The organism is Pseudomonas sp. AK-TSAG1-1 (assembly GCF_056821665.1).
On the sequence record NZ_CM165965.1, the window covers coordinates 1,575,920 to 1,590,306 of the forward strand.

The 14,387-nt window shown below is 61.3% G+C and carries 14 protein-coding genes; 5 read left to right on the forward strand and 9 right to left on the reverse strand.

What is annotated here, in order from left to right:
* Positions 1 to 3: 3 nt before the first annotated feature.
* Positions 4 to 1,116 (reverse strand): enoyl-CoA hydratase/isomerase family protein, encoded by a 1,113-nt coding sequence (locus tag AC1UK9_RS07170; protein ID WP_473014739.1) that lies wholly within the window; start codon positions 1,114 to 1,116, stop codon positions 4 to 6.
* 133 nt (positions 1,117 to 1,249) lie between these two features.
* Between AC1UK9_RS07170 and ung the strand changes: the two genes are divergently transcribed.
* Positions 1,250 to 1,942: a uracil-DNA glycosylase gene (ung, locus tag AC1UK9_RS07175; protein ID WP_007963257.1), complete on the forward strand. Its 693-nt coding sequence runs from the start codon at positions 1,250 to 1,252 to the stop codon at positions 1,940 to 1,942.
* Positions 1,943 to 2,069: 127 nt separating this feature from the next.
* Here the strand turns inward: ung and AC1UK9_RS07180 are convergent, their stop codons facing one another.
* From AC1UK9_RS07180 to AC1UK9_RS07200, 5 genes are read right to left on the reverse strand one after another with little or no spacing between them, the layout of a single operon-like run.
* Positions 2,070 to 3,104 (reverse strand): AbrB family transcriptional regulator, encoded by a 1,035-nt coding sequence (locus AC1UK9_RS07180; protein ID WP_482579767.1) that lies wholly within the window; start codon positions 3,102 to 3,104, stop codon positions 2,070 to 2,072.
* Positions 3,097 to 4,611, reverse strand: a complete 1,515-nt coding sequence (locus AC1UK9_RS07185; protein ID WP_025110679.1) for a tripartite tricarboxylate transporter permease — start codon at positions 4,609 to 4,611, stop codon at positions 3,097 to 3,099. The genes AC1UK9_RS07180 and AC1UK9_RS07185 overlap by 8 nt, the downstream gene beginning before the upstream one ends.
* Before the next feature lies 1 nt (position 4,612).
* Positions 4,613 to 5,071, reverse strand: coding sequence for a tripartite tricarboxylate transporter TctB family protein (locus tag AC1UK9_RS07190; protein WP_473014742.1), 459 nt, complete (start codon positions 5,069 to 5,071; stop codon positions 4,613 to 4,615).
* 59 nt (positions 5,072 to 5,130) lie between these two features.
* Positions 5,131 to 6,108, reverse strand: a complete 978-nt coding sequence (locus tag AC1UK9_RS07195; RefSeq protein WP_025110677.1) for a Bug family tripartite tricarboxylate transporter substrate binding protein — start codon at positions 6,106 to 6,108, stop codon at positions 5,131 to 5,133.
* Between the two features lie 39 nt (positions 6,109 to 6,147).
* On the reverse strand, positions 6,148 to 7,440 hold the full coding sequence (locus AC1UK9_RS07200) for an OprD family porin (protein WP_473014743.1): 1,293 nt from the start codon (positions 7,438 to 7,440) through the stop codon (positions 6,148 to 6,150).
* Positions 7,441 to 7,677: 237 nt separating this feature from the next.
* On the opposite strand from AC1UK9_RS07200, the gene AC1UK9_RS07205 reads away from it, so the two are divergent.
* Both AC1UK9_RS07205 and AC1UK9_RS07210 read left to right on the forward strand, forming a co-directional pair.
* Positions 7,678 to 8,349 (forward strand): response regulator, encoded by a 672-nt coding sequence (locus AC1UK9_RS07205; protein WP_025110675.1) that lies wholly within the window; start codon positions 7,678 to 7,680, stop codon positions 8,347 to 8,349.
* Positions 8,342 to 9,727 (forward strand): sensor histidine kinase, encoded by a 1,386-nt coding sequence (locus AC1UK9_RS07210; protein WP_025110674.1) that lies wholly within the window; start codon positions 8,342 to 8,344, stop codon positions 9,725 to 9,727. The genes AC1UK9_RS07205 and AC1UK9_RS07210 overlap by 8 nt, the downstream gene beginning before the upstream one ends.
* Positions 9,728 to 9,844: 117 nt before the next feature.
* On the opposite strand, the gene AC1UK9_RS07215 is transcribed toward AC1UK9_RS07210, so the two are convergent.
* Together AC1UK9_RS07215 and ygfZ are read right to left on the reverse strand one after the other, a co-directional pair.
* Positions 9,845 to 10,666, reverse strand: a complete 822-nt coding sequence (locus AC1UK9_RS07215; protein ID WP_025110673.1) for an HDOD domain-containing protein — start codon at positions 10,664 to 10,666, stop codon at positions 9,845 to 9,847.
* A gap of 35 nt (positions 10,667 to 10,701) precedes the next feature.
* Positions 10,702 to 11,643, reverse strand: a complete 942-nt coding sequence (gene ygfZ / locus AC1UK9_RS07220; RefSeq protein WP_025110672.1) for a CAF17-like 4Fe-4S cluster assembly/insertion protein YgfZ — start codon at positions 11,641 to 11,643, stop codon at positions 10,702 to 10,704.
* A 149-nt stretch (positions 11,644 to 11,792) separates the two neighbouring features.
* On the opposite strand from ygfZ, the gene AC1UK9_RS07225 reads away from it, so the two are divergent.
* Together AC1UK9_RS07225 and AC1UK9_RS07230 are read left to right on the forward strand one after the other, a co-directional pair.
* Positions 11,793 to 12,047 carry an FAD assembly factor SdhE gene (locus tag AC1UK9_RS07225; RefSeq protein ID WP_025110671.1) on the forward strand — a complete coding sequence of 85 codons (255 nt, stop codon included), beginning with the start codon at positions 11,793 to 11,795 and terminating at the stop codon, positions 12,045 to 12,047.
* Entirely contained in the window at positions 12,031 to 12,483 is a 453-nt protein-coding gene (locus AC1UK9_RS07230) for a protein YgfX (RefSeq protein ID WP_482579768.1), read from the forward strand. The genes AC1UK9_RS07225 and AC1UK9_RS07230 overlap by 17 nt, the downstream gene beginning before the upstream one ends.
* Here the strand turns inward: AC1UK9_RS07230 and nadB are convergent.
* Entirely contained in the window at positions 12,452 to 14,068 is a 1,617-nt protein-coding gene (gene nadB / locus AC1UK9_RS07235; RefSeq protein WP_482579769.1) for an L-aspartate oxidase, read from the reverse strand. The two genes, AC1UK9_RS07230 and nadB, sit on opposite strands and share 32 nt — an antisense overlap.
* Between the last annotated feature and the right edge of the window lie 319 nt (positions 14,069 to 14,387).

Here is a 14,387-nt window from a genome sequence, read left to right on the forward strand (position 1 = left end):
AATTTAGTACTGCGTCAGATCCGCCAGCGGATGCCTACCTTCCCACACCTTGTGAAAATGCGCCTCGACCACCGCGTCCGGGATGTTGTTGATGTCCGGCCAATGCCAGTGCGGTTTCTGGTCCTTGTCGATCAGCCGAGCCCGCACCCCTTCGCTGAATTCCGGATGGCGGCAGCAATTGAGGCTCAGGGTGTATTCCATCTGGAAGACTTCGGCCAGTGACAGATAGCGGGCGCGCAGGATCTGTTCCCAGACCAGGTGTGCGGTCAGCGGTGAGCCGTCACTCAGGGTTTTCGCGGCGCGGGCGATCAGCGGGTCGCTGCTGTCGCGTTGCAGGCTGATGGCTTTCCAGGCGCATGTCACATCGCTGACGTCGAGCAGTTCGTCGATCGGCTGACGGCGTGGCAGCCACTGCGCCTCGGGCATTTGCCCAACGGCTTCCTGTTGCAGGGCCTTGAGCAGACTGTTGAGCTGCATGTCGGTCTGTTCCTGCCAGTTGAGTTGCAGCAGGCCTTCAATCAACTCCGGTTGCTGTTCATCGAGGAGGAAGCGGTCGGCCAGATCCAGATCAATCGCATCACGAGCGTTCATGTGCGCGCCGGTCAAACCAAGGAACAGCCCAAGCTTGCCCGGTAGTCGCGACAGAAACCAACTGGCGCCAACATCCGGATACAAACCAATAGTGATCTCCGGCATCGCCAGGCGGCTGCTCGGAGTGACGATCCGCGTGCTGGCGCCTTGCAACAGGCCCATGCCGCCGCCGAGCACATAACCGTGGCCCCAGCAGATCAGCGGTTTGGGGTAGGTGTGCAGGCTGTAGTCCAGTCGGTATTCCGCGGCGAAAAATTGCGCGGCCAGTGGCGGGACTTCGCCGGGGTGGGCGCGGCAGGCTTCCACCAGGCTGCGCACTTCGCCACCGGCGCAGAATGCCTTGGCGCCGTTGCCGCGCAGCAATACGCAGACGATTTGCGGATCCTTGGCCCAGGCGTTCAGTTTGTCGCTCAGGGCGTTGATCATCGGCAAGGACAGCGCATTGAGCGACTTTTCAGCGTCCAGGCTGGCGACCCCGAGACGGGCGCCATCGGTGCCGGTAAGTTCTTCGAAGTGCAGATTCATCGTGACCTCGATCGGGAATTTGAACGATCAGTATGATCGCTGTGTGGGAAAGTGCCGGATCTGCGTCAGATCAATTGACAAGCATGGGCGGGTTTCCTAGGGTTCGCCCCAATTGTTTTCGCCGGATGTAACCATGACTGCTGACGACCGTATCAAACTCGAACCGAGCTGGAAGGAGGCACTGCGTGCTGAGTTCGACCAGCCCTACATGGCAGAGTTGCGCAACTTCCTGCAACAGGAGCGGGCGGCCGGCAAGGAAATCTATCCCCCGGGCCCACTGATTTTCAATGCGCTGAACTCCACGCCGCTGGACAAGGTGAAAGTCGTCATCCTCGGTCAGGACCCGTATCACGGCCCGGGCCAGGCCCATGGCTTGTGCTTCTCGGTGCAGCCGGGCGTGCCGGCGCCGCCGTCGCTGGTCAACATTTATAAAGAGTTGAAACGCGACCTGAACATCGACATCCCCAACCACGGCTATTTGCAGAGCTGGGCTGATCAGGGCGTGTTGATGCTCAACACCACCATGACGGTCGAGCGTGCCAATGCCAACGCGCACAAGGACAAGGGCTGGCAGTTCTTCACCGACCGGATCATTGAACTGGTCAGCGAGCGGCAGCCGCATCTGGTGTTCATGCTGTGGGGCGCGCATGCGCAGAGCAAGCAGAAGCTGATCGATGCAACCAAGCACTTGGTGCTGACCTCGGTGCACCCGTCGCCGTTGTCGGCGTATCGGGGATTCCTGGGGTGTGGGCATTTCAGCCGGACCAACAAGTTTCTGGAGCAGAATGGCGAAGCGCCGATCGAGTGGCGTCTGCCGCCAGTTTGACTGGCTGGCCGGGCCGGCCCCTTCGCGAGCAAGCCCGCTCCCACAGATTCTTGTGGGTGCCACAGATTATGTGAACACTCCAAAACCCTGTGGGAGCGAGCCTGCTCGCGAAAAGAGCGACGCGGTTTTATTCGGGACTACGACTCCAGTACTTGAACAACGGCTCCGCCAAAAACAGCACGAACAACAGTCGCATCACCTGCATCGCCGTCACCAGCGGCACCGACAGTTGCAAGGTCTCCGCCGTCAGGCTCATCTCGGCAATCCCGCCGGGCATCATGCCCAATGTCAGCGAACGCAGATCCAGATGGGTCAGCGCACTCAAGCCCAGCGCCGCCAATGTGGCGATCAACATGGTCAGCGCCGTGCCGATCAACGTGCGGCCCATGAATGACGGCGCGCGCCGGAAGAACTGTCGGTTGAAGTGGCAACCCAAGCCGCTGCCAATCAGCCACTGGCCAATCTGACTGCCGCCGTTGGGCAAGCCGATGTGCAAATCCCAGCCAATACTCACCGCTGCACTCACCAGCAACGGCCCGAACAGCCAGGGATTGGGTTGACGCAGACGCTGCCAGAGCCAGGCAAGCAGGCCGCCCGCTGGAAACAGGATCGCCAGCCAGCGCCAGTCGACGCTGCCGGCGTGAGCAATCGGCGTCCCGTCACCGAGCAAATACTTGAACGCTGCCGGTACACAGAGGACGACCACCAACACCCGTAAACTCTGCCCCGCCGCAACGTGGCTGAGCATCGCGCCATTGCGTGCGCCGAGGTTGACCATCTCGCCAGAACCACCGGGCATGCTGGAGAAGAACGCTGTTGCGCGATCCTCACCGGTGCGACGCATCAGCCACACGCCGACCACCGCCGAAAGACTGGTGACCAGCGCCCCAAAGAAGATCAAACCGAAATGACTGAGTACCTGCTCCATCACCACAGGAGTGAAGTGCAGGCCTATGCCGATTCCGACAATCCATTGACCACATTTGCGCCCGCCGGGGATTTCCGTGAGTTGCCACGGGGTCAGGCAGCGCACGAGGATGATCGCCAGCAACGAGCCGACCATCCACGGTAGAGGCCAGCCGATCTGGCTGGCGACATAGCCGCCGAGCAGACCGACCAGCGGGGTTCCCCACCAGGATTTCAGCGAGGAGCGATCAAACATCGGCAATGGCGCGCTGCGCGGCAGAGCGTTTGCGCCAGATGCGGATGATCGGCATCAACAGCATGATCGCGGTCAGAATCCAGCAGCCGAAGGTGATCGGGCTCGACCAGAGGATTTCCAGCGCACCGTTGGAGATCGACAGGGCGCGACGCAGGTTCTGCTCCATCAGGCCGCCAAGGATGAAACCGAGCAACAGCGGCGACAGCGGGAAGTCCAGCTTGCGCAGGATGTAGCCGAAGATGCCGATGCCGATCATCAGGAACAGATCGAACGTTGTCGCATGTACGGCGTATACGCCGATCCCGGTAATGATCGCGATGACCGGCACCAGTGCCCAGTTCGGCACGGCGAGGATGCGGGTGAACACGCGGATCATCGGGATGTTGAGGATCACCAGCATGACGTTGGCGATGAACAGCGAAGCGATCAGGCCCCAGACGATGTCCGGTTGTTGCTGGAACAGCAGCGGACCCGGCGTGATGTTGTACAGCGACAGGGCGCCAATCATCACTGCCGTGGTGCCGGAACCTGGAACGCCGAGGGTCAGCATCGGCACCAGTGCGCCGCACGCCGCGCCGCCGATGGCGGTTTCCGGCGCCGCGAGGCCACGGGCATCGCCTTCACCGAATTTGCCGCTGGCACCGGCGATGCGTTTCTCGGTCATGTAGGCCACGGCGCTGGCCAGCGTCGCGCCGGCACCCGGCAGTACGCCCATGATGAAACCGAGCACGCCGCAACGGATGTTCACCACGAACACCGACGCCGCTTCCTTGAAGTTGAACATCATCCGGCCGGTGGCTTTCACGGCTTCCTGGCCGTGGTGGGTTTTTTCCAGCAGCAGCAGAATTTCGCTGATGGAGAACAGGCCCAGCACCAGCACGACAAACTGAATGCCGTCAGTGAGGTGAATGTTGTCGCCGGTAAAGCGGTACACCCCGCTGTTGGCGTCGATGCCGACGGTGGACAGGAACAGACCGATCAACGCTGCGATAAAGGTCTTCAGCGGTCGATCGCCGGCCATGCCGCCAAGACAGACAATCGCGAACACCATCAACACGAAGTATTCCGCCGGCCCGAAGGCTATCGCCCATTTCGCCAGCAGCGGCGCAAACAGCACCATGCCGCAGGTGGCGATGAACGCGCCGATGAACGAACTCCATGCCGACAGCGACAGCGCCACACCGGCCAGGCCTTTGCGGGCCATCGGGTAGCCGTCGAGGGTGGTCATCACGGTGGAAGCTTCACCCGGAATGTTCAGCAGAATCGAGCTGATCCGTCCGCCGTATTCGCAGCCCAGATACACCGCGGCCAACAGAATCAACGCCGATTCCGGCGGCAGGCCGAGGGCGAATGCGATGGGGATCAGCAGTGCCACGCCGTTGATCGGGCCGAGCCCCGGCAGCAGCCCGACGACCGTGCCGATCAGCGTGCCGCACAGGGCGGTCACCAGGTTGTACGGGCTCAGCGCAACGCCGAAACCCTGACCCAAATAGCCAAGAGTATCCATATCAGTTCTCCAGAACGTCGAGCAGGCCGAGAGGCAGCGGGACGTCCATCAAACGGTCGAACAGCAGGTAAAGACCGACGGCCATCAGGCTGATGATCACCACGCTCGGTAGCCAGCGGCCACCATACAGGCGTGCCATCGGGACACCGGTGATGATGCTGGCGGCAATGAAGCCCAGCGGTTCAAAGGTGCCGGCGAACACCAACAACAGCACCACGCAGATGCCGATCTTGGTCAGAGTGGCGCGGTCCAGCGGCGGTTCGTCAGCGCTGTGTTTGATCGGTGCCGGGCGGAACACCATGTACAGCAGCGCGGCGCCCATCAGCCCGAGCATCAGCAGAGGAAAGGCGCGGGGGCCGACCGGTTCGTAGGAAAAGGCCGCTTGGTACGGCCACGCCATCAATGCCAGGCCGACACAGACCAGCAACAGCACCGAGGCGAAAATGCGTTGTAAGAGCATGAGAAACTCCTGTGCCGCAGCCCCCGAGAATGGAGGCTACGGCCGCTAGACAGAGACGATCACTGAATCAGGCCGAACTCTTTGGCCAGCACTTTGTAATCTGCCACTTGCTTCTTCACGTAGGTATCCAGCTCCGGGCCGGTCATGGCGAACGGGAACAGTTCACGCTGATCGCGCAGCTTGGCGAAGTCATCCGAGGCGAGCAGTTTGTCGAATGCGTCTTTCCACCAGGCGTAGTCTTCGTCGCTGACTTTTGGCCCCAGGTAGAAACCGCGCACCACCGGCCAGACGATGTCGTAGCCTTGTTCCTTGGCAGTCGGGATGTCTTTCATTTCGGGCTCGTCGATGCGCTTGTCGGCGAACACGGCCAACAGACGCATGTCGCCGCTCTGGATGTGCGGCATGGAGTCGGAGATGTCGGTGCTGCCGACCTGGATGTGACCGCCGAGCAGCGCGGTGGCGATTTCGCCACCACCTTCGAGGGCGACGTAACGCAGGTCACGCGGGTTGATCCCGGCAGCCTTGGCGATCAGTGCGGTCTGCATCCAGTCCTGACTGCCGACGGTGCCACCGGAACCAATCACCACAGAGCTCGGATCTTTCTTCAGCGCCTTTACGAGATCGTCGAGGGTTTTGTAGGGCGAGTCGCTTTTTACCGCAATGGCGCCGTAACTGGTGCCGACAGCGGCCAGCCAGCGAACGTTGGTTTCATCGAAGCGACCGAACTTGCCTTGCGCCAGGTTCAGCAACGAACCGCTGGACCACGCTACCAGTGTGCCGGCATCGGCCGGACGCTGAGCGACCACCGCGTTGTACGCCACCGCGCCGACACCGCCGGGCATGTAGGTCACGCGCATCGGTTTGGTCAGCAGTTTTTCGTTGACCAGCGCGCTCTGCGCCAGTTTGCAGGTCAGGTCGAAGCCGCCGCCGGGGGAGGCCGGTGCGATGCATTCGGGACGTTTCGGTTCCGCCATCAGTTGGCCGGCGAACAGCATGACGCCAGCGGCTAGAGCAACTTTACGCAGTGATAAGTTCATCTATGTCTCCTTGGGAGTTGTTGTTATGGACGTACTGAATTACCAAAGGGCAACGCTATAGCTCACCAGCAGACGCACTTCATCGGCATCGCGAGCGGAGTAGTTGGAACGGTAGGTGGCATTACGCAGGCGTACGGCAACGTCCTTCAGGGCGCCGCTTTGTACTACATATTTGATCTCGGTGTTGCGCTCCCACTCTTTGCCTTCTTCGCCGTTCTTGAGCTTGATGTTGTCACCGCTCAGGTAACGGCTCATGAACGACAGGCCGGGAATGCCGAGGCGGGCGAAGTCAAAGTCGTACCGCGCTTGCCACGAACGCTCTTCGGCGCCGGCGAAGTCGTTGATCTGCACGAAGTTGACCAGGTACGGGTCGCTGCCATCGACATACGGAAAGGCGCTGTCGCCGGACATGTGCTGATAACCGGCCGTGAACTTGTGGCCGCTCAAGGCATAGCTGACCAGACCGTTGAGCGAGCGGTTGTCGATCTCGCCGCCACGGGCTGCGCCTTGATCGTCGCTGACGGCGAAACGCAGGTCGGTGGCGAACGTGCCCGGACCCATCGGGCGCGAGGCAACGAGGCCGAAGAAGTGCTGGTTGTAGACTTCATCGAGTTGGGCGAAGTGGTAACTGCCGGTGATCTTGTCGGTGAACTTGTAGTCCACGCCGGCAAAGTCGAAATGCTTGCCGGCGGCGGTGCCGGCAAAACGGCTGTTCTTGTTGTTGAGGGCGATGTCCTCGAAATCGGTGCTGTCGCGATCCTTGGCCTTGTCCAGACGCCCACCGGTGAAGGTCAGGTTCTTGATCTCTTTGGAGGTCAGCAAACCGCCTTCAAAGGTCTGCGGCAGGATGCGCCCGTCGTTCGGCTTGAGGATCGGCAGCTCAGGAATCAGGCTGCCGATTTTCAGTTCGGTGGCGGAGATTTTGACCTTGCCGGTCAGGCCGACCTTGGAATATTCGTTGGCGGCGCGCCCGTCATCGTGGGTCGGTAACAGGCCGGTGCCGGTGCGGTCCGGACTCGAATCAAGCTTGACCCCGAGCATGCCCAGTGCATCGACACCAAACCCCACGGTGCCGTCGGTGTAACCCGATTGCAGGTTGAGCATGAAACCCTGCGCCCATTCATCACGCTTGCTTTGCTGGGCACTGGTGCCGTCACGAAAGTCGCGGTTGAAGTACATGTTGCGGGTTTCGAAGGTAGCGGAACTGTCTTCGATGAAGTCGGCATAGCTCAGCGGCGAAAAACCGGCGAGGGCGGCGGCACTGGCGAGGGCGGTGTGGCTGAAACGCGAAGGGCGAGCGGGCGTGAGAGCCCTGGTCTGCAAGGACGGCATGCGCGGTGTACTCCGTTTATTGTTCTTATTGGTCGAAAACGCTTCGAGGCGTTTTTCGTATCGCTGTGTGGCAGCAGCGACGGCAGTCGAAACTGTCCGTGACCGGACTCTAACGACCTAACCTTTCGCTAACCTTTCAGCTGGATTTCGCGGTTTTCGGGCTTCACAGCGGCGGTTGCGGCTGTAAACTCCGCGGCAAAGAGTGGCGTCGGCCATCCCTGAATGAGGTAGAGATCCATGCGTGTTCTGCTCGTCGAAGACCATCTGCAACTGGCCGAAAGTGTCGCCCAGGCGCTCAAGAGCACCGGTCTGACCGTGGACGTGTTGCACGATGGCGTGGCGGCCGACCTGGCCCTGAGCAGCGAGGAATACGCGATGGCAATCCTTGATGTCGGCTTGCCGCGCATGGACGGTTTCGAGGTGCTGGCGCGTCTGCGTGCACGCGGCAAAAATCTGCCGGTATTGATGCTGACAGCGCGCAGCGATGTGAAAGACCGGGTTCACGGCCTGAATCTCGGCGCTGACGATTACCTGGCCAAACCGTTTGAACTGACCGAACTCGAGGCCCGGGTCAAAGCCCTGCTGCGGCGCAGTGTGCTCGGCGGTGAACGTCAGCAGCGTTGCGGCGTGCTGGCCTACGATCTGGACACCCGGCGCTTCAGCCTAGGCGAAGAATTGCTCACGTTGACCTCGCGCGAGCAGGCAGTGCTTGAAGCATTGATCGCCCGTCCGGGACGGGTGATGAGCAAGGAGCAGCTGGCTGCACAGGTGTTCGGTCTCGACGAAGAAGCCAGCCCCGACGCCATCGAAATCTACGTGCATCGGCTGCGCAAGAAACTCGACGGCCAACCGGTGGCGATCGTGACCTTTCGCGGCCTCGGTTACTTGCTGGAAAGCCGCGATGCATAAGCCCAGCAGCCTGCGCTGGCGGTTGCTGTGGAACCTCGCATTGCTGCTGGTGGTGTTGATGCTCGCCAGTGGCTTGAGCGCGTACTGGAACGGGCGCGAAGCCGCCGACACCGCCTACGACCGGACCTTGCTGGCCTCGGCCCGCACCATCGCCGCCGGGTTGTCGCAGCGCGACGGCACGCTCAGCGCCGACGTGCCTTACGTGGCCCTCGATACGTTCGCGTACGACAGTGCCGGGCGGATCTATTACCAGGTCAACGACATTCATCAGAAGCTGATTTCCGGTTATGAAAATCTGCCCGGACCACCACCTGGCACGCGACGCACCGACGATTATCCAGCGTTGGCGCGCTTCTATAACGCAACGTATCGCGGGCAGAACGTACGTGTGGTCAGTCTGCTCAAAGCGGTGACCGAGCCGAACATGAACGGCATGGCGGAAATCCGTGTCGCTGAAACCGACGAGGCGCGGGTCGCCATGGCCCGCAGTCTGGCGGCCGACACGCTGTTGCGCCTGGGGATGCTGGCCATTGGTGCTTTGTTGCTGGTGTGGTTTGCAGTCAGTGCGGCGCTGCGCCCGCTGGAGCGCTTGCGCACGGCGGTGGAGGAGCGTCAGCCGGATGATTTGCGGCCGCTGCCGCTCGTGGAAGTGCAGCGTGAATTGTGGCCACTGGTGCGCGCGCTCAACCATTTCACCGAACGTCTGCGCGGGCAGTTCGAGCGTCAGGCGCAGTTCATCGCCGATGCCGCGCACGAACTGCGCACACCGCTGGCCGCGTTGAAGGCGCGGCTGGAGCTGGGATTGCGTTCCAGCGAAGCAGAAACCTGGCGCACCACCCTGGAGTCATCGGCGCAAAGCACCGATCGCCTGACTCACCTGGCCAATCAATTGCTGTCACTGGCGCGGGTAGAAAACGGTGCTCGGGCGATTGCCGAGGGCGGCGCACAACTGCTCGATCTGAGCCAGTTGGCCCGTGAATTGGGCATGGCCATGGCGCCCTTGGCGCACGCACGTGGGGTGGCGCTGGCGCTGGAGGCGGATGAACCGGTGTGGCTGCGCGGCGAACCCACGCTGCTCAATGAACTGCTGAGCAACCTGGTGGACAACGCCCTGGCGCATACGCCACCGGGCGGCAATGTGATTCTGCGGGTGGCGGCGCCGGCGGTACTTGAGGTCGAAGATGACGGGCCGGGGATTCCGCTGGAAGAGCGTGATCGGGTGTTTGAGCGCTTCTACCGGCGCAACCAGCAGGTCGCGGGCTCAGGCTTGGGGCTGGCGATTGTCGGAGAGATTTGCCGGGCGCACCTGGCGCAGATCACCTTGCATGACGGTGAGCAGGCAGGGCTTAAAGTGCGGGTCAGTTTTATCGCGGGATGATCTTCGGTGCCTGTGGTGGCCTCTTCGCGAGCAGGCTCGCTCCCAGATTGAGCCGTGTCTTATACAAAACCCCTGTGGGAGCGGGCTTGCTCGCGAAGGCCGCGCCGCAGTCTTGGATCAGTAAAACATCGTCCGCGATTCTTCCAGGTCCGCGCACAGCGCCTGGTTCTCCGGATCAATCCCCAGTTTGCGAAACGCCGGAACGCTGAGCGGATCGATCCGCGCAAACGGATGATCGGTGTCCTTGTGGCAATACAGGCTCGCCACCTGTACCAGATCGACGTAATCGATCTGCGCCGAATCGCGCTTGAAGTCCTGATACAGCCCCGGCAGCTCCACCAGCCTTTCCGGGAACTCCCAGACGCGCAGCAACTTGTCGCCCAGCAGCGGATGAATGTGGTCGATCACATGGTTGAGACTGACCGGATCCGACAGCAGTTCGTAGTGATCTTCGGCGTAGGTCAGAATCGGCAGCACGCCGATCTGATGCACCAGCCCTCCGAGAGCCGCCTGATCCGGTTTGAGCTGGGTGTAGCGCCGGCACAGTGCGTAGCTGACGCCGGCGATCTCCAGGCTGCTGCGCCAGACATCACGCATTTTCTGTTCGACCACCTCGGAGCGTGCGTGGAAAATCTGCTCCATCACCAGGCCGATCGCCAGGTTGCTGCTGTAGTTGATGCCCAGCCGGGTGATGGCGGTGTGCAGGTCGGTCACTTCCTGCGCGGCGCGCAGCAGCGGACTGTTGACCACTTTGATCAGGCGCGCAGATAGCGCCGTGTCTCGGCCGATCACTTTGCTCAGATCGCTGACGCTGATTTCCGGGTCTTCAGCAGCCTTGCGAATTTGCAGGGCCACTTCCGGTAACGTTGGCAGAACCAGGTCATCGTTATCGATGGCCTCAACCAAATCCTGTTGGACCTTATCCGCCAGCTCGCTCATGTGGACTCTCTAGGGTGTTGCAACAAATGCTGCGATCAGCGCTGGATTTCGCGGTCGCGATCCAGTTCGTAGGGCAAGTCGAGCAAATGCAGCGCGGGGCCTTCGAGGGCGCCCAGGTGCAGATGACCCGCTTCGGCAGCTTCGGCCTGCAACACCGCCAGCAGTTCAATATTTTCTTCGGCGCGGGCAGCCAGCACCACTTCGCCGATGGCACTGCCGTGGCTTGGGGCGAACAGCGGGGTGCCCGGTTCCGGCAGATCAGTCGCATCCAGTTGCACGCGATACAGGCGGCGCTTGAGTTTGCCCAGGTACTGCATGCGCGCGACGATTTCCTGTCCGGTGTAGCAGCCTTTCTTGAAGCTCACGCCACCGATGGCTTGCAGGTTGAGCATCTGCGGGATGAACAGCTCGCGGGTACTCGGCATGACCTGACCGATACCGGCGCGGATCTGCCCCAGCAGCCATTGATTGAGCCCGGCTTCAGGCAGGGCAGCGGCCAATTTGGCCTTGAGGGTATCGGCCTGATCGGCCGGCACCCAGAGTTCGGCGCGATTCGGCGAGACGCGAATCGCGATCAGGCCTTCACTGCGCACGACGCTGTCGGTGTCGGCGGGCAACTGCAGACCGAGTCCGGCCAGGGCTGCATCACCGTGCTCCAGACCAAAACGCACCCAGGCGGCGCTTTCGTCGGTCAATTTGGATTTTGAGAACACCGCGTACTTTTTCAGGTCCGCCAACTGCGGCTCCAGCAGCTCGCTGGCCATCGCCAGCAGCACGCCGTCACCTTCAAGCAGAATGCGGAAGCTGGACTGCATCCGGCCTTTTTGCGTGCAGCGCGCGCCGAGGCTGGCCTGACTGTCACTGAGGTAATTGATGTTGCAGGTCAATTGGCCTTGCAGGAATTTGCCGGCATCCACGCCGCGAACCGCGAGTACGCCTTCATGAGACAGGGTGCAGAAAAAAGCAGAATCGGCCATGGGTCATCGCAGGGTAAAAAGTCTGGGGCACATCATAAGGGCGCGTTGTTGAAATGGGTAGTTGATAAAGGATCGGTGGTGCCCGACCAAAGCCGACTGCGCGTCCCGTCTCGGGGCTGTATACTGCGCGCCTATTTGAGGAGGGCTCCATGGTCGAACAAGTTGAACTGAATCGCCTCTTTTGGCACAGCCGTCGCGGCATGCTTGAGCTTGACGTGTTGCTGGTGCCGTTCGTGAAAGAAGCTTACCCGCACCTCAACCAGGTCGATCGCGATTTGTATGTCCGCCTGCTGACCTGTGAGGATCAGGACATGTTCGGCTGGTTCATGGAGCGCAGCGAATCCGAAGACCCGGAGCTGCAGCGCATGGTCCGGATGATTCTGGATCGTGTTCAGCCCAAGTAACACGTTCGAATGCCGCTGGCATGCCTCACGGCAGTTGCTGGCGGCGTATCTGTTGGCCCAGGCGTTCGCTCTGGGTACCTTGTTCATGCTTTCAATTCCTCTCTGGGCCAGTCTGCTCGGAGCTTTTGTCTGTCTGACGCATGCGTTCTGGTTACTCCCGCGGCAGGTGCTGCTGACGCATCCCGACGCCTTCTGTGGGGTGCGGCGTGACGCCGACGGCTGGCAGCTGTGGAGTCAGGCGGGCGGCTGGCAAGCGGCGCAATTGCGCCCCGACAGCCTGGCGCTGCCACTGATTGTGGTGCTGCGGTTTCGTTTGCGCGGGGAGTGGCGTGTCCGGTCGATCTGCGTACCACGTGATGCGCAGGCGGCGGATGTGCACCGACGCCTGCGGGTGCGGCTCAAGTTCAGCCGGCGTAGGTGGGCGGCACCAGAATAGTGTCGAGTGCCTCGGGCAGCAGGTTCGGGTAGTCGAGGGTGTAATGCAGGCCACGACTCTCCTTGCGTTCCATGGCCGAGCAGATCATCAGTTCAGCGACTTGCGCCAGGTTGCGCAGCTCGATCAGGTCGCGGCTGACTTTATAGTTGCTGTAGAACTCGTCGATTTCGTCCAGCAACAGGCGCACACGGTGTTGCGCGCGTTGCAGACGCTTGTTGGTGCGCACGATGCCCACGTAGTCCCACATGAAGCGGCGCAGTTCGTCCCAGTTGTGGGCAATGATCACGTCTTCGTCCGAATCGGTCACCTGGCTGGCGTCCCACTCGGGCAGGGCGTCTGGCGGCGCGATATCATCCAGTTGCGCGAGAATGTCCGCTGCGGCCGAACGGGCATAGACGAAGCATTCGAGCAGCGAATTACTGGCCATGCGGTTGGCGCCGTGCAAACCGGTGAAGCTGGTTTCGCCAATCGCGTACAAGCCCGGGACATCGGTGCGACCGTGCTGGTCGACCATCACGCCGCCGCAGGTGTAGTGCGCGGCCGGCACCACCGGGATCGGCTGCTTGGTGATGTCGATGCCGAAGCCCAGGCAGCGCTCATAAACCGTCGGGAAGTGGCTTTTGATGAAGGCTTCGGGCTTGTGACTGATGTCGAGATAAACGCAATCGACGCCCAGGCGCTTCATTTCATGGTCGATGGCCCGGGCAACGATGTCGCGCGGCGCGAGTTCGGCACGTTTGTCGAAGCGCGGCATGAACCGTTCGCCGTTGGGCAGCTTCAGGTGCGCACCTTCACCGCGCAAGGCTTCGGTGATCAGGAAGCTCTTGGCCTGCGGGTGATACAGGCAGGTGGGGTGGAACTGGTTGAACTCCAGGTTCGCCACCCGACAGCCCGAACGCCAGGCCATGGCGATGCCATCGCCGCAGGCGCCGTCGGGGTTGCTGGTATAGAGGTAGACCTTGGCTGCGCCGCCGGAGGCGAGGATCACGAAGCGCGCGCCGTAGGTGTCGACTTCACCGGTGGCGCGATTCAGCACGTAGGCGCCGAGGCAGCGATCACCGTCCATGCCCAGGCGACGTTCGGTAATCAGATCAACGGCAACTCGCTGCTCCAGCAGTTCGATATTGGTGCGTTGTCGGGCCTGGGCGAGCAGGGTGGTGAAAATCGCCGCGCCCGTTGCATCGGCGGCGTGAATGATGCGCCGATGGCTGTGACCGCCTTCGCGGGTCAGGTGGAATTCGAAACCGCCGTCTTCTGTGCCGGACTGTTCGTCTCGGGTGAAAGGCACACCTTGGTCGATCAGCCACTGGATGGCTTCGCGGCTGTGTTCGACGGTAAAGCGTACAGCGTCTTCATGGCACAGGCCGCCGCCGGCATTCAACGTGTCATCGACGTGGGATTCGACAGTGTCGGTATCGTCCAGCACGGCAGCGACGCCACCCTGGGCCCAATAGGTCGAGCCGTTGGCCAGATCGCCTTTGCTCAATACGGCAATGCGCAAATGACCCGGCAGGGTCAGCGCGAGACTCAAACCGGCAGCGCCGCTGCCAATGACCAGAACATCGTGTTGAAACTGTTGGCTCATTTCAGGATTCCGCTCAAAGCGACCCGGGTCGGGGTTGGCGCAAGACAGCTGGATCGGCGAGTCAAGACAGCCACACAGCCCACTAGTATATAGAGGGGGGGAGCGGCACAATAGCCGGGCTCGTATGGCATTGTGAAACTACTGTGACGACAAATGCTTGACGCTTCGTCGGGAGTTTTTTTCTGTCGTTTTGGGAAAAGGCGACTGTATCGAGGATGAAACAGGCTTTTTCAGCGCACGGTTGCTCAATGTCGCTTCAGCATGGCTATAAATAATTGGAACTTTTGCCAGAGGCCCAAGATCAATAGACAGTTGCCTG

What these genes read in the sequence shown, in the direction of transcription:
- AC1UK9_RS07210 (WP_025110674.1), top strand. Translation starts at nt 8,342, where the DNA reads ATGCATAAGCCCAGCAGCCTGCGCTGGCGGTTGCTGTGGAACCTCGCA.
- AC1UK9_RS07215 (WP_025110673.1), bottom strand. Translation starts at nt 10,666, where the DNA reads ATGAGCGAGCTGGCGGATAAGGTCCAACAGGATTTGGTTGAGGCCATC.
- AC1UK9_RS07200 (WP_473014743.1), bottom strand. Translation starts at nt 7,440, where the DNA reads ATGCCGTCCTTGCAGACCAGGGCTCTCACGCCCGCTCGCCCTTCGCGT.
- AC1UK9_RS07195 (WP_025110677.1), bottom strand. Translation starts at nt 6,108, where the DNA reads ATGAACTTATCACTGCGTAAAGTTGCTCTAGCCGCTGGCGTCATGCTG.
- nadB (WP_482579769.1), bottom strand. Translation starts at nt 14,068, where the DNA reads ATGAGCCAACAGTTTCAACACGATGTTCTGGTCATTGGCAGCGGCGCT.
- AC1UK9_RS07170 (WP_473014739.1), bottom strand. Translation starts at nt 1,116, where the DNA reads ATGAATCTGCACTTCGAAGAACTTACCGGCACCGATGGCGCCCGTCTC.
- ung (WP_007963257.1), top strand. Translation starts at nt 1,250, where the DNA reads ATGACTGCTGACGACCGTATCAAACTCGAACCGAGCTGGAAGGAGGCA.
- ygfZ (WP_025110672.1), bottom strand. Translation starts at nt 11,643, where the DNA reads ATGGCCGATTCTGCTTTTTTCTGCACCCTGTCTCATGAAGGCGTACTC.
- AC1UK9_RS07185 (WP_025110679.1), bottom strand. Translation starts at nt 4,611, where the DNA reads ATGGATACTCTTGGCTATTTGGGTCAGGGTTTCGGCGTTGCGCTGAGC.
- AC1UK9_RS07190 (WP_473014742.1), bottom strand. Translation starts at nt 5,071, where the DNA reads ATGCTCTTACAACGCATTTTCGCCTCGGTGCTGTTGCTGGTCTGTGTC.
- AC1UK9_RS07225 (WP_025110671.1), top strand. Translation starts at nt 11,793, where the DNA reads ATGGTCGAACAAGTTGAACTGAATCGCCTCTTTTGGCACAGCCGTCGC.
- AC1UK9_RS07180 (WP_482579767.1), bottom strand. Translation starts at nt 3,104, where the DNA reads ATGTTTGATCGCTCCTCGCTGAAATCCTGGTGGGGAACCCCGCTGGTC.
- AC1UK9_RS07205 (WP_025110675.1), top strand. Translation starts at nt 7,678, where the DNA reads ATGCGTGTTCTGCTCGTCGAAGACCATCTGCAACTGGCCGAAAGTGTC.